This is a genomic window from Kocuria sp. HSID16901 (assembly GCF_003989425.1).
Lineage (GTDB): Bacteria > Actinomycetota > Actinomycetes > Actinomycetales > Micrococcaceae > Rothia > Rothia massiliensis.
The window spans coordinates 596,488-610,231 of sequence record NZ_RBLM01000002.1 but is presented as its reverse complement, the minus strand read 5'-3'; the positions used below and the strand labels follow the sequence as shown (position 1 = coordinate 610,231).

8 protein-coding genes are annotated in these 13,744 nt (G+C 59.7%); 7 read left to right on the top strand and 1 reads right to left on the bottom strand.

Features of this window, described 5'->3' with window-relative positions; genetic code table 11:
* Nucleotides 1-210: 210 nt before the first annotated feature.
* The 3 genes from D8M21_RS04925 (at nt 211) to D8M21_RS04915 (ending at nt 4,286) form a co-directional block, all read left to right on the top strand.
* Nucleotides 211-1,137: a proteasome assembly chaperone family protein gene (locus tag D8M21_RS04925; RefSeq protein ID WP_048678545.1), complete on the top strand. Its 927-nt coding sequence runs from the start codon at nt 211-213 to the stop codon at nt 1,135-1,137.
* Nucleotides 1,138-1,274: 137 nt separating this feature from the next.
* Nucleotides 1,275-2,645, top strand: a complete 1,371-nt coding sequence (locus tag D8M21_RS04920) for a DUF4192 family protein (protein WP_082156625.1) — start codon at nt 1,275-1,277, stop codon at nt 2,643-2,645.
* Nucleotides 2,646-2,894: 249 nt separating this feature from the next.
* Nucleotides 2,895-4,286 (top strand): RNA polymerase sigma factor, encoded by a 1,392-nt coding sequence (locus D8M21_RS04915; RefSeq protein WP_082156624.1) that lies wholly within the window; start codon nt 2,895-2,897, stop codon nt 4,284-4,286.
* 133 nt (nt 4,287-4,419) lie between these two features.
* Here the strand turns inward: D8M21_RS04915 and D8M21_RS04910 are convergent, their stop codons facing one another.
* Nucleotides 4,420-4,632 carry a DUF7455 domain-containing protein gene (locus tag D8M21_RS04910; RefSeq protein WP_048678542.1) on the bottom strand — a complete coding sequence of 71 codons (213 nt, stop codon included), beginning with the start codon at nt 4,630-4,632 and terminating at the stop codon, nt 4,420-4,422.
* A 252-nt stretch (nt 4,633-4,884) separates the two neighbouring features.
* Here D8M21_RS04910 and D8M21_RS04905 point away from each other — a divergent pair, with 252 nt between their 5' ends.
* The 4 genes from D8M21_RS04905 to cydC all read left to right on the top strand — a co-directional run bounded on the left by D8M21_RS04905 (nt 4,885) and on the right by cydC (nt 13,739).
* A complete protein-coding gene (locus D8M21_RS04905; protein WP_048678540.1) occupies nt 4,885-6,993 on the top strand; it encodes a DNA gyrase/topoisomerase IV subunit B in 2,109 nt (702 codons plus the stop codon).
* A gap of 368 nt (nt 6,994-7,361) precedes the next feature.
* On the top strand, nt 7,362-8,936 hold the full coding sequence (locus D8M21_RS04900; RefSeq protein WP_048678538.1) for a cytochrome ubiquinol oxidase subunit I: 1,575 nt from the start codon (nt 7,362-7,364) through the stop codon (nt 8,934-8,936).
* 12 nt (nt 8,937-8,948) lie between these two features.
* Nucleotides 8,949-10,013, top strand: coding sequence for a cytochrome d ubiquinol oxidase subunit II (gene cydB / locus D8M21_RS04895; RefSeq protein WP_126855678.1), 1,065 nt, complete (start codon nt 8,949-8,951; stop codon nt 10,011-10,013).
* Between the two features lie 9 nt (nt 10,014-10,022).
* Nucleotides 10,023-13,739, top strand: a complete 3,717-nt coding sequence (cydC, locus tag D8M21_RS04890; RefSeq protein WP_048678534.1) for a thiol reductant ABC exporter subunit CydC — start codon at nt 10,023-10,025, stop codon at nt 13,737-13,739.
* Nucleotides 13,740-13,744: the final 5 nt, after the last annotated feature.

The following is a 13,744-nucleotide window of genomic DNA, read 5'->3' as shown; positions in this document are numbered from 1 at the left end:
CGTGCAACGATGCGCGGCGTATCACAAGCGTCGGAGGAAATACTCAGGACGTCCCGGGGGTTATACCTATACGACCCTTAGTGCTTCCCCCTGACCCCAAGCCTAGGCCCTGAAACTGGTCACCGAGGGGGAATATGGGGATAATTTGTGAAATCCGCAGTAGGGACTACTTGTGGTACCGCTGTCGTCGACGAGGTAGAGGGATGGCTGATGCAAGATCCACAGAAGCTGTATTTGGGGCATCCAGGTCTGCTCAACGACCCCCGGCTGAAGGGGCTTGACCTGGTGGTGGCCCTGACTGGCTTCGCTGAAGCAGGATTCACGGCTCAGCAAGTCTCTGAGGCGATCTTGGCGGAGTTGCAGACTGAGGAAATCGTGGAGTTCGACGTCGATCAGCTCTACGACTATCGATCCCGTCGGCCGGTCGTGAAATTCCTCGAGGATCATTTCGAGGACCTCTCCTTGCCGGAGCTGAAGCTTTACGCTGTAACGGATGGGCTGGGGCAGCCGTTTCTCCTGCTTGCGGGGCCTGAGCCCGACCTGCAATGGCAACGGTTTAGTAAGGCAGTCACGGACCTGGCGGAGAAGATGGAAGTCCGACTTGTGGCCTCCATCGCCTCGATGCCGATGCCTGTTCCGCACACGCGGCCATTGCCCGTCACGGCTCATGGAAACCGAAACGACCTCATCCAAGGGATCTCACCGTGGAAGCCGCTCGCCGAATTGGGCGCATCGGCAGGTCACCTGTTGGAGGTGGACTTCTCCCAACGTGGTTTCGACACGGTCGGGTACACGGTGAATGTTCCTCAGTATCTGTCCGAGGCGGAGCTTCCCCAAGCGGCTGTGACGGCTTTAGAACATCTCAGCGCCGCGACGAAGCTCAACCTCCCGACGGACCGGCTCAGGGAGGCCGGGCGAGAGGTCGAGCAACAAATTAATGACCAAGTCAACGGGTCCATCGAAGTGCAGAGCATCGTCAACCACTTGGAAAAGCGGTATGACGAGACCATGACGGACGCATCGAAGAGGTCTTTGCTTGCGCGCGACGAATCAGAGATTCCGGATGCCGACGAATTGGGCGAAACCATCGAGCGGTTCCTGGCCGAGCACGAAGACGACGAACACAACGATCACTGAGTTGAACGCCCTCTTCGCGAGAATCGTCATCCACAAGATGGCGATTCTCGGCGTTTAACGGTCCCTTCATCACAGGGAACTGCCCGAACGGGATTCACGGTGAATCGGCGTCGCCCGATCTGGTCATTCTGTGCGGCATGACATCAACACATGATTCACGCATGACCACGCGACAGTTGAACACGGTGGCGCGAACGCCGGAAGACATCTTGGCCTACATGGTGCATGCCTTGGGGTACTGGCCGAGAAATTCCCTTGTTGTTCTAGGAGCCTCGGACGGGCGTCTAGGCCCTTGCCTTCGCGTCAACCTGCCGACCCATGACTCCAGCTTTGAGTCGTGGTGCCAAACCATGCGAGGCATGATTCAGCCGATCGAAGACGCCGAGTCCACAGCGGTGGTATTCGCGGCAGCATTTGCGGAGACCAGAAGTTGCTCCGCAGTCGAAGAAGGTGGAGGAACCGCCGGCTCCAATCCTGAGGAGGCTATTCCAAACTCGTTCTTGTGCGAAACATCGACGGTTTTGTCTCTCCTCGCGACCCGAGCCACGATCATTCGCGCTGGTCTTCACGCTCCGGGCGCTTGGGTGGTCGATGTGGACGCTGGGCGGTGGGGCTCGGTCATTGTTGAGGAAGCGAATCCGGGAGAGGCCGACGGGGAACGGCGTGAGATGGTCTCGGTGTTACGCGTGGGTTCGCATCTGAAAGGTCTCAGGTCCCGTCGGCACGAGTGGCTGGTAGAGCCACAGGGAAATCTCGAATCGATTCTGACCAGCCCAGTTGGCGTGGCACTTGCAGTGGAAGGTTACTCCTTGCGCGAGGCAGAGCATGCTGTTGCCGACCACTGCATCTTCCCAGGGGCGTTGGATGTGCGGTCCGCGGTGGGGCCAAATGAAGAAGGACGACTCTGCGCCGCCTCACGGGCGGAACTACGAGCCGTCCGGGGGAGTGACGTGTCTCTGTATCGGCTCGACGCCGAGTTGACTCGTTTGGCGGAATCGTTCCGGGGCCAGCCCAGGCCACGAAACGCAATGCTCGACGCCGTTCCGACGGTGGACGAGGCGGCGCTGACGTCTCTGGCGACAACAATCGGCGACGTTGCTGGACTGCATAGTGTCCTAGTGCTGACGGCATGCAATCGCCGAGCCGCTGAACTATTTTCTCGAGGTATGCGGGGCGATCTCCGACAGGTCGTCGACGGGACGAGCATCGGGGCACGCATCGTGACCGGACGGCACCGCATCCCACCAAACAGAGACCGTATGTTGGCCGCAAGAGTGCTCCTGAGCATCGTGGAGTACTTCGCGGAGCCGGAATCTCAAGATTTTGCTCGAGTGGCCAATGCGTATTTGAGCTGGTTCTTCGGGCTGAGTAGTCAGGCGCATCGTTACTTGGAAGAAGTCCAAACTCTGGCCGGGATGGAACACGCGCTCTTGTGTCGACGACTCATGTCGCTCACTCCGATCCCGGCGTGGTTAGGCGGGTCTGGTCACACGTCGGTTAACGAATAGGTCCATGGGAAAAACTCTGACAGAATGTGTCTCCGAAGACCCCGTCTTGTCCGTGACGCAATGCGTCCACGCGGAATCGCAGACTTGGTAAATGTGCCCGGGAATAAACGCGGAAGTGACCTCGTTATTTCTCAGGTACGGCCTTGCGAGTTGCGCGCGGCTGACCCTCTATAGGGTCGGCGCAGACTTGACAGGGTCATAGGTGTTTTACGCGCCTGTGCATACACGACAGGGAAGAAAGGTTTTTGAGTGTCACCTGCTGCACGCAAAAAGTCAGAGTCCGGCGATACCAAGGTCAAAGGCAAGGCCTCGGCAACAGCCGACGCTGGGACGACCGCCGGCGCCGTGACGTCGTCAAAAACCGCGAAGTCCTCAAAGGCCACCGCGCAGACCAAGAGTAAGGCCAAGCCGGCTACCAAGAAGTCTCCGGCTAAGACGGCGTCGCGCCAGAAAGCCACCTCCGAGACGGTGGGTGTGGCTAAGACGGAGGCTGCCGAATCGAGCGCCGCGAATTCAGAACCAACGTCGCGGGACGTTGAAGAGCTTGCCCCCACCTCGACGACCTCGGAAGAGCCTGAGGGTGCCGAGGAAATCGACCGCGACGAGACCCCCGTCGCCGACGACGCCGACAAGGAAGAGAAGAAAACCGTCGCCGCAAAGGGCAACGGATTCGTCATCTCCACCACCGACGACGACGATGAGCCGGCTCAGAGGGTTATTGCTCCAGGCGCTACTGCTGACCCCGTCAAGGATTATCTCAAGCAGATCGGCAAGGTCTCCTTGCTCAATGCAGAGCAAGAAGTTGACTTGGCCATGCGCATTGAGGCTGGTCTTTATGCTGAGCACAAGCTCAAGGACCGCGCGGATGAACTCAGCTCGCAAGAGCGCAAAGAGCTGCGCTGGGTCATTCACGACGGAAAGCGGGCGAAAAACCACCTCCTGGAGGCCAACCTGCGCTTGGTCGTGTCGTTGGCCAAGCGGTACACGGGACGAGGCATGCTCTTCTTGGACCTGATCCAGGAAGGAAACCTTGGCCTGATCCGCGCGGTCGAAAAATTCGACTATTCCAAGGGCTTCAAATTTTCCACGTACGCAACGTGGTGGATTCGTCAGGCGATCACGCGTGCCATGGCCGATCAGGCACGCACGATCCGTATTCCGGTCCACATGGTCGAGGTCATCAACAAATTGGCCCGTGTGCAACGCCAGATGCTTCAAGACTTGGGGCGTGAACCAACTCCGGAGGAGCTGGCCAAGGAACTCGACATGACACCGGAGAAGGTCGTCGAGGTACAGAAGTACGGCCGCGAGCCGATTTCGCTGCATACACCCCTCGGTGAGGACGGCGATTCAGAGTTTGGCGACCTCATCGAAGATTCCGAAGCCGTAGTCCCGGCGGACGCCGTCTCCTTCACCTTGCTGCAGGAACAGCTCCATTCGGTCTTGGACACCTTGTCCGAACGGGAAGCCGGCGTCGTCGCCATGCGATTCGGTATGACGGACGGGCAACCGAAGACTCTCGATGAAATCGGGAAGGTCTACGGTGTGACCCGCGAGCGTATAAGGCAGATAGAGTCCAAGACCATGTCGAAACTTCGGCATCCCTCGCGCTCGCAGGTCTTGCGGGACTACTTGGACTAATCGTCTGAACGGGATGAGGCCGGAAAGCGCTCCGGCCTCATCCCTCACAGGGGCGAATGACAAAGGCCCCGGTCCCGCCAACTGGCGGGGCCGGGGCCTTTGCTATATCCGATGCATGGCATCGGCACATTAATTATGCGGAGGCTGTAGCGCCGAGACGATCGCGCTCGTCCTGCCACAGACTTGCCAATGGACGAAGCTTGTCCTCATTGGTGGTCGCGTGGTGGGCGCAGAACAATAGTTCGCCGCCAGTGTTCTCAAGCACAACGCGCACGTAAGCCTGAGCCCCGCAGGAATCGCAACGGTCGGTTGCGTTGAGTTCCCGAGCTTCCAATGTCGCCGTCATGACTACCTCCTGACGTCTCGATCCGGTCGTTGCTACCGGTGTCGAAAGGCTTGTGAAAGCCGGTCACGACATCCAATAGATACCTTCCGGATATGAATGTTCATCTATGCAAACACGCTCCAAGGCCGATTTCATCCCCCCCACGGCTAGTTCGCTGTGGGCGTTGCGTCATGTGGCGTTCATGAACCATTAGACTCGAGGTCGCGCCGGTTGCGGCGTCGTCGTCGTCAGATTGTCAGGAGTCCCAGCTCAGTGTCGCCGAAGAATTCCGAGTACACCGCCCGTCAGCTTTCCGTCCTGGAAGGACTGGAGGCGGTCCGCAAGCGCCCTGGTATGTACATCGGTTCGACCGACTCTCGGGGACTCATGCACTGCCTGTGGGAAATTATCGACAACTCGGTGGACGAGGCTCTCAGCGGGTATGGCCAGTCCATTGACATCGTCTTGAACCGCGATGGATCTGTGGAGGTCAAGGACGAAGGCCGTGGCCTCCCCATTGATATCGAGCCTCGAACCGGGCTCTCCGGCGTCGAGGTGGTCTTCACTAAATTGCACGCGGGCGGCAAATTCGGCGGCGGAACCTACAACGCCGTGGGCGGGCTCCACGGAGTGGGAGCGTCGGTGGTCAACGCGTTGTCTTCGCGCCTCGACGTCCAGGTAGACCGTGGCTCGAAGACGTATCAGATGTCATTCCAGCGCGGAATACCCGGCATTTTTGACGACGGGGGATCGCCAAAACCCGATGCCCCCTTTACCCCTGCGGAGGGCAAGGCCGCGCTCGACGTCGTCGGCAAGGCTCGTCGAGGCGTGACCGGCACGCGAGTCCGGTACTGGGCGGATCGCCAAATCTTCACACCGGACGCCAGATTCGACTACGAGCGCCTCGTCGAGCGCGCCCGACAGACCAGCTTTCTCGTTCCCGGCCTCCGCCTCCGGATTCGCGATGAACGACGTCTGCCTGGAACACCGGGTGAAGACGGGCCTCACGAGGAAGTCTTTCAGCACGACGGCGGCATCGCCGAGTACGTCGAGTTTTTGGCGGCAGGTCCCGCTCTGACCGATGTGTGGCGTTTTCAAGGCTCGGACAGCTTTCACGAAACCGTGCCGGTACTCGATAGCAATGGACACTCCAAGCTGGAAGACGTCGAGCGCGAGTGTGAGGTCGATATCGCTCTTCGGTGGGGGACGGGTTACGACACTGCAGTTAAGTCCTATGTAAATATCATTGCCACGCCCAAGGGCGGTTCCCATGTCACCGGCTTCGAACAGGGCCTGGTGCGGACTCTTCGTAAAGAAATTACGGCGAACGCGCGCAAGCTCAAGGTCGGGACCGACAAGATTGAAAAGGACGACATCCTCGCTGGACTGACGGCCGTCGTGAATGTTCGGCTGGTGGAGCCGCAGTTTGAGGGGCAAACCAAAGAAGTTTTGGGTACGCCGGCAGTCCGTGCCATTGTCAGCAAGATTCTTTCCCGAGAACTGGATCGAGTCCTGACGTCGAAGAACCGTTCAGAGAAGCAACAGTCTGCGGCACTTCTGGAAAAGGTTGTGGCCGAGATGAAGTCACGGATCTCGGCGCGTGTTCATAAGGAGACGCAGCGGCGAAAGAATGCTCTCGAAACCTCGACGATGCCGTCCAAGCTGGTGGACTGCCGTTCCAACGATGTGGAACACAGTGAGTTGTTCATCGTGGAGGGCGACTCGGCTCTGGGAACCGCGCGTTTGGCGCGTTCGTCCCAGTACCAAGCGCTGTTGCCTATCCGCGGCAAGATTCTCAACGTTCAAAAGGCTTCGATCACTGACATGTTGGCCAATGCCGAATGTGCCGCACTGATCCAGGTCATTGGTGCGGGTTCAGGCCGAAGCTTCGACCTCGATGTGGCCCGCTATGGCAAGGTCGTCATGATGACAGACGCGGACGTGGACGGCGCACATATCCGGACGCTCTTGCTGACGTTGTTCTATCGCTACATGAAGCCGCTGGTGGAAGCGGGCAGAGTTTACGCTGCCGTTCCGCCGTTGCACCGGGTGGAAGTTATCAACGGAGGCGGCAAGGCCAACGAGATGGTCTACACCTATTCGGAGAAAGAACTTCAGGAAATCCTGAACGACCTCGAGGCGAAGGGTAAGAAGTACAAAGAACCGATCCAGCGGTACAAGGGTCTCGGCGAGATGGACGCTGACCAATTGGCCGAAACCACCATGGACCCGCGGCATCGATTGTTGCGGCGTGTGCGCATTGAAGACGCCGAAGCCGCCGAACGTTCCTTCTCGTTGTTGATGGGATCGGAAGTGGCACCTCGTAAGGAATTCTTGATCAGCCACGCGGATCAACTGGACCTCGAACAGATTGACGCCTGATCAGAACGTGGCCGAAAGTCCAGCTGTCCTGCTCCGGTGAGCGGAGCCTGACGGCAGTGAATGTGTAATTAATCACTCGGTGAATCTTCTGGGTCGGATCCGCATCGTCGCGGATCCGACCATTTCCATACCTTTGCCCAAGCATCGGTGGGCCCTCATCGATGAGGTCCAAAAGACCTTATGCTTGATCGTCACGAATAACGTCAAGACATCGTCCAGTCCCGGGAACAAAGGGTAAAAACTACCCTTTCCCGCGTGTCAAGAGGCCGCTGACGGGTCGTCATCAAGTGTTCAGACCACGTTGCTATCTTGAACTTAACCGGTCCGCTGGGGTCCGGTTGTGTGCGTTCAGATGCGCGAGGAGAACCGTGGATACTGTAGAAATTGCCCGTTGGCAGTTCGGGACCACCACTGTCTATCACTTCATGATGGTTCCTCTGACGCTGGGCTTGGGGATGGTTGTGTTGATCTTCAACCTTCTCTGGGTGAAGACCGGCAAAGAGGAATACCTCAGGATGACGAAGTTCTGGGGAAAACTATTCTTGATCAACTTCATCATGGGCGTGGCCACAGGCCTCGTTCAGGAGTTCCAATTCGGTATGGCTTGGAGCGAGTACTCCAGATTCGTCGGCGACGTCTTTGGCGCTCCGCTGGCGATGGAAGGTTTGTTGGCCTTCTTCGTGGAATCTACATTCCTTGGCCTGTGGATTTTCGGCTGGAAGAAGTTGAAGCCGACTATTCACGCATTCTGCCTCGCCGCAGCGGTGCTGGCATCCTGGCTGTCGGCCACGTTCATCATCATCGCGAATTCGTGGATGCAACACCCCGTGGGATACGAGGTGGTCAACGGACGGCCAATTCTCAATGACGTTTGGGCGGTGCTGACGAATAGCACGGCATTGGTAGCGATCACACACACCATCTTTGGTGCCTTGGCCGTCGCGGGATCCTTCCTCCTCGGTATCGCTTGGTACAAGCTGTGGAAGCGGCGTACCAGCGGTGTCGACTCCGTGGATGAAAAGGGCTACGTCATCGTAGGCGACGCCGGACGAGGCGCGCAGGACAAACGCGACTACAAGGTGTGGTTCCGTTCTCTGCGATTCGGCATTCTGATCGGGCTCATCGGATTTTTGGGCACGGCATTTAGCGGTCACATTCAGGGACAACTCATGTTCCAACAACAGCCGCTCAAAATGGCCGCCGCGGAAGCCGCGTGTCACGACGGGACGGCATTCTCTGTCATGACGGTGTCGGATCTGGGTTCGCAGAACTGTGATGACGTGAAAAACCTCATCGAATTGCCCGGGTTGCTCTCGTTCTTGGCTCACGATGACTTCCACACGAATATTCCGGGCATTACGACGCTGATGCCCGAGTACCAGAAGATGTATGGCACGAACCTCGCAGATAATTCGCTGTATGGGGATCGTGCTGGCCAAGAAATCAGCTATCTTCCGCTGATGGAGGTGACCTACTGGGGATTCCGCATCATGATTACCTTCGGCGGTATGGCTGCCGTCGCGTGCATCTTCGCCTGGTGGATTACCCGGAAGGGCACTGTTCCACAGTCAAAGTGGCTCACGAGACTCGCGATCTTCGGAATCCTCGCGCCCTTCGGCGCCAACATCGCGGGCTGGATTTTCACCGAGATGGGGCGCCAACCATTCGTGGTAGCGCCTAACCCTGATTTGCCACTGGATCAGCGGGTTTACATGTTCACAGAGGCGGCGGTTTCGCCCCACGTGACGGCGGGGGAGATGCTGTTCTCCCTGGCGGTCCTCGTCTTGATCTACGCGGTACTCATGGTCGTGGAGGTCTTCTTGATCTCGAGATACGTCAAGACGGGCGTCGTCGCCGCGATGCCAGAGCTTGTCTCCTCGGATGATCACGACGACGAGGATCATCCCACCAAAAATGACGATGTCTTGGCCTTCGCCTACTAGGAGCACTTCACCATGTTCGAAGAATTTGTAGGACAACCTGGATTACCGACCCTGTGGTTCTTAGTAGTCGGTGTACTGCTGATCGGATACATCGTCCTGGATGGATTTGATCTCGGAGTCGGCATGCTCATGGGCCGAATTTTCTCGAAAAACGAGAAAGAGCGGCGCCTGCTGCTGAACACTATTGGCCCCGTGTGGGACGGGAACGAAGTGTGGCTCATCACGGGTGGCGCGGCAATTTTCGCGGCCTTCCCCATGTGGTATGCCTCGCTCTTTTCGTCCCTCTACATACCGTTGACCTTGATCCTCCTGGCCCTCATCTTGCGAGCCGTGTCGATCGAATATCGTGGCAAGCTCACCGGGCCTCGGTGGGAAGCACGGTGGAACGCGATCATGTCGGTGTCTTCCTTCTTCATCGCTTTTCTCATCGGCGCCGCGTTGGCGATCACGACGACGGGCCTGCCACTCAATGATCACGCGGACCGGGTTGGTGGACCATTTGCCTGGCTGACAGTTCCCGCTGTGCTCGGCGGCCTTGGAATGGTCGGGTTCTCTCTGGTCCACGGTTTGGCCTTCCTCGCCCTGAAGACGGACGGAGAGGTTCGCCATCGCGCCCGGGCCTACATGGTCAGAACGCTTCCGATCGCATTGTTGCCGATGGTCGGGTGGGCCGTGTGGCTTCAGGTACTGGGCGCGACGGCCCTGTCGCTCACATTCCTCGTCCTGGCCGCTGTCGCCGCAGTGATCGCCTGGGTCATGGCTTCCAAGGGGCGTGAGGGCATAGCGTTTTCGGGGATTGCAGGGTTCGCCGTGTTTGGTGCCTTGGCCATTTTCATGGCGGCCTACCCCAACGTCCTTCCCACCACGTTGGAGGGAGGAACGACCTTGACGATTCAGAATGCCTCTTCCTCGCCCTACACGTTGAAGGTGATGACGATCGTGGCGTGTATCGGGCTACCGGTACTGTTCCTCTACCAGGGATGGACTTACTGGGTCTTCCGTAAACGCCTGTCGGCAGAGCACATCCCAGCGGCTCACGACGTCACCAGCTTGGCGAATCAACCCAACGCCCGGTAAGCGAGAGTCATGACCCAGCAGCAAGCCCCCACGACCCAACCTCGGACCTCGGCGCGTCCGCCGTTGGGTCCGGGGGCTCGCCGCATCATGGCCTGGCTCTCGGTCATCAGTGGATTGAGGGCGGCGGGCCTCGTCCTTTTCGCGGCGTCCGTCGCGACACTATTGACCGTGCTGGCTCGCGAGGCATTCCGCGTCGTTTCCTCGGGCAATGGCCCCGAAGCATCGAGCGATTGGGCAGATTTCGTCGGTTCGCATTCGGCGGGTGCCGATGGTCTATTTCCCTCCTGGCTGACTGGGATAGATCCCGGGCACTGGGCCTGGCAGATCGCTGCATGGGGTGTGGCTGGTCTTGCCATTCGGGCACTCGCGGACTGGGCTCTTTCTGTGGCGTCACAGCGAGCGGCTTCCTCCACGAAGTCTGACCTGCGTCGTCGGCTTCTTGAGGCTGTACTCCATCGCTCGTCGACATCCGCCGGAGCCCGCATCGAAACGGGCGGGGACAGCGAATCATCGTCCGATGGCGGCATCGCCGTTCTGGCCTCGCGGGGGCTCGACGCCGTCGATGACTACTACGTCAAATCGTTGACGGCCATGTGCTCCTCTGCGGTGATTCCGGTGGTGCTTCTGCTCGTCGTCCTGTGGCTCGACCCGATCAGCGCGCTGGTCCTCGTTTTGACGTTGCCGTTGGTTCCGCTCTTTATGATCCTGATCGGGAAGACCACCCAGCAGGACACCCGCGAGGCGCAGACTCAATTATTGCGGCTGTCCAGCCACATTGTGGAACTCTCTCGGGGGCTACCGGTACTCTTCGGGCTCCGACGGAACCGGGCCCAAGCCCAGGCCCTCGACGATTTGGGTGAAAACTATCGACGTCGGACCCTGACGACGCTTCGTTCGGCGTTCCAATCGTCCTTGGCGCTCGAACTTATCACCACCATCTCCGTCGCTCTTGTCGCGGTCTTCATTGGGCTTCGGCTCGTGACGGGGTCGATAGGGCTAGATACGGCGTTGGCGGTCTTGCTCATCGCTCCGGAGTGCTTTCAACCATTGCGGGACCTGGGTTCTGCTTTTCACCAGTCCCAAGATGGCATTGATGCGTTGCGTCGGGCAGAAGCGGTCGTTGAACGGGGCCGCGCACCCCATACACGTCAGAAGAACCAGGATGGGGGTGTACGCGTACGACAAGTCTCCGTGGCGTACCCGGGACGAGGCCCTGTCTTGACTGACGTGAACCTGGACATATCGGCAGGGAGCACCACGGTGGTCGTCGGGCCTTCCGGCGGGGGCAAATCCACGTTGTTGAAGGTGCTCGGCGGCATGATCGACGCGATGCCGGCGGAACACCAGACGCCGACGGTTCTCGCGCCCTCGGAGACCGCGTGGATCAGTCAAACCCCCTCATTTCTCGCCGCAACCGTCTACGACGAAATGGGTCTGTATACGGCCCCCGAATTCGCCGAAACCTGGCTCGCCGAAGTCGATGACAACGGGTCGGTCCAGAGTAAAAGCCTCGAACCTCCTGCATCCGATGGCCCACAGTCTTCAGCCGTGGACTCCCTTATTGGCGGGGCTCTGACTGATCTGGGACTACAGGACCTGAAGGATGTGGCGCCGTCCGCCCTCTCCGCCGGACAGGCCCGGCGTCTGGCCGTGGCGAGGGTGTTGGCGAGAGTACGAGGCATGGTCCTCGACGCGGGCGGCAGTCGGCAGATTTCTTTGCTCGTTCTCGTTGACGAACCCACGGCCCACCTGGATGATCGCGCCGCCGCGTCCGTGGCGGGGGCCTTACGCGAGATCGCGAGCTACGGTTCGACCGTCATCTGGGTGACTCACGATCCGGCGACGGTGCCTCACGCGGAGTACTTCCTGGAGGTGCCTGGAGATGGGCAAGTCGTGGTCACCTACTCGAGGACTCAAGCCCTCGACGGTTCGCGACTGACGAAGGACGCCGCCTACGGTGACCGTCACACGGTAGATATTCCTCAAGCCGAAGGGCAGGGAACCGACGCCCCAAGAGAGGGCTACCTGGCGGGATCTGAGGGGAACGTTGCTTCTCGTAGTGTCGTGCAGACCTTGGGATCCTTGAAGCGGATCACTGGGGCCAGGTTGACCACGGCGCTTGGCCCATTATCGGTGAACTTTTTGACGGTAGCTTTTGGGGCATCGTTGACGGCGTTGTCTGGCTGGCTGATCGTTCGGGCCTCTCAACAGCCGGGCATGATGTATCTGATGGTGGCGATCGTCGGGGTCCGATTCTTCGGCCTCGGAAGAGCCTCCTTCCGATACGCGGAGCGATTATTGACCCACGACGTCGTGTTGAGGGCGGCTAACCGGTTGCGCATGACAGCGTGGCGGACCGTCGGGGAATCCGCTCTGAGCCTACGTACCTTGCTCCGGGGAGGAGCGTTCTTAGACCGTCTCGTCGGCGACGTGGATGAACTGCGCGACGCGATGCCGCGAGTCCTCCTGCCCATCGCCACGAACATCCCCGTGATGGTGGGTGCGGTTGTTGTGACCTCGTTGACGGTCCCCTCAGCAACGTGGCTCGTGGGGGTGGCTGCCTGCATGAGCACCTTCTGCCTTCCTTGGGCCGTGACGTGGGCAGATCGTCGGGCCGAATCCATACGACGAACGGCCACATCCCGGACCCTCCGTGGCGTCGTCGGCATGACGGAGGCCGCCGAGGACCTCCGAGGGAATTCTCTGGGACCCCACGTGTTGCGGGTCTTCCGGCATTGGGACGCAGATTCCTTGAACGCCGCTCGGAGGTCGGCCTTTGCCGCAGGTCTGGGCAATGCCACAACCCTCGGACTGTGGTGGTTGACCGCGCTCTTGATTGGGCTTGTGGCGTGGGAGCCCGTGAGTTCAGGACAGATCTCCGCTCCCGTGGCTGCGATTCCCGTATTGCTGTGCACGGCGTTGGTTGAGCCGGCCGCCCAAGCCACCGATGCGCTCCGGGCTTGGCCCGCTTTTGCGCGTCTCGTTGCCAAAATTGATCGGGGTGTTCCTGAAGAACTGCCGAGTTCACGCACGGATCACGACTCCGAGACGACGCGACACAACGCGCAGACGTTGCGGATCCAGAATGTGTCGGCCCGCTGGCCGGGGATGGAGAGACCTGCGGTCCGTGGGGTTAGCGGAGGAGTCGAGCGGGGGCAGGCTCTGGGACTCACCGGGCCGTCCGGATCAGGTAAATCGACCTCCTTGGCCGTTCTCCTAGGATTTCTCCGTCCCGAACAAGGCGAGGTCATCGTGGACGGCGTCAAATCGGACCCGGTAACGCTCCGGGGAGTCTCGGCATGGTGCCCTCAGGACGCCTATATCTTCGATTCAACGGTTCGAGGAAACCTCGCCCTCGCCAAGCCCCGGGGGCAGGCACCGGGGGATGACGAGTTGTACTCGGTGCTGGACAGGGTAGGGCTCGGTGACGTCGTGCGTGGGTTCCAGGACGGCCTGGATACCCGAGTGGGTGCCGGGGGCTCGAATCTCTCCGGCGGACAACGCCAGAGGCTAGCCGTGGCACGTGCCCTGCTGACCGAGGCCTCGTTCCTGCTGCTCGACGAACCCACGGCTCACCTGGATCACGAGTCAGCTCAAGAGCTCATGGAGGAAATCGACCGGGCCACCCGACTCGACGCCCACGGCGTGAGCGGACCCGGAACGATCATCATTTCCCATCGGCCCGCAGACCTCGTCTACTGTGCTGACGTGATTGCCCTCAAGTAGCGGCT

What these genes read in the sequence shown, in the direction of transcription:
- D8M21_RS04925 (WP_048678545.1), top strand. Translation starts at nt 211, where the DNA reads ATGCAAGATCCACAGAAGCTGTATTTGGGGCATCCAGGTCTGCTCAAC.
- D8M21_RS04920 (WP_082156625.1), top strand. Translation starts at nt 1,275, where the DNA reads ATGACATCAACACATGATTCACGCATGACCACGCGACAGTTGAACACG.
- D8M21_RS04910 (WP_048678542.1), bottom strand. Translation starts at nt 4,632, where the DNA reads ATGACGGCGACATTGGAAGCTCGGGAACTCAACGCAACCGACCGTTGC.
- cydB (WP_126855678.1), top strand. Translation starts at nt 8,949, where the DNA reads ATGTTCGAAGAATTTGTAGGACAACCTGGATTACCGACCCTGTGGTTC.
- cydC (WP_048678534.1), top strand. Translation starts at nt 10,023, where the DNA reads ATGACCCAGCAGCAAGCCCCCACGACCCAACCTCGGACCTCGGCGCGT.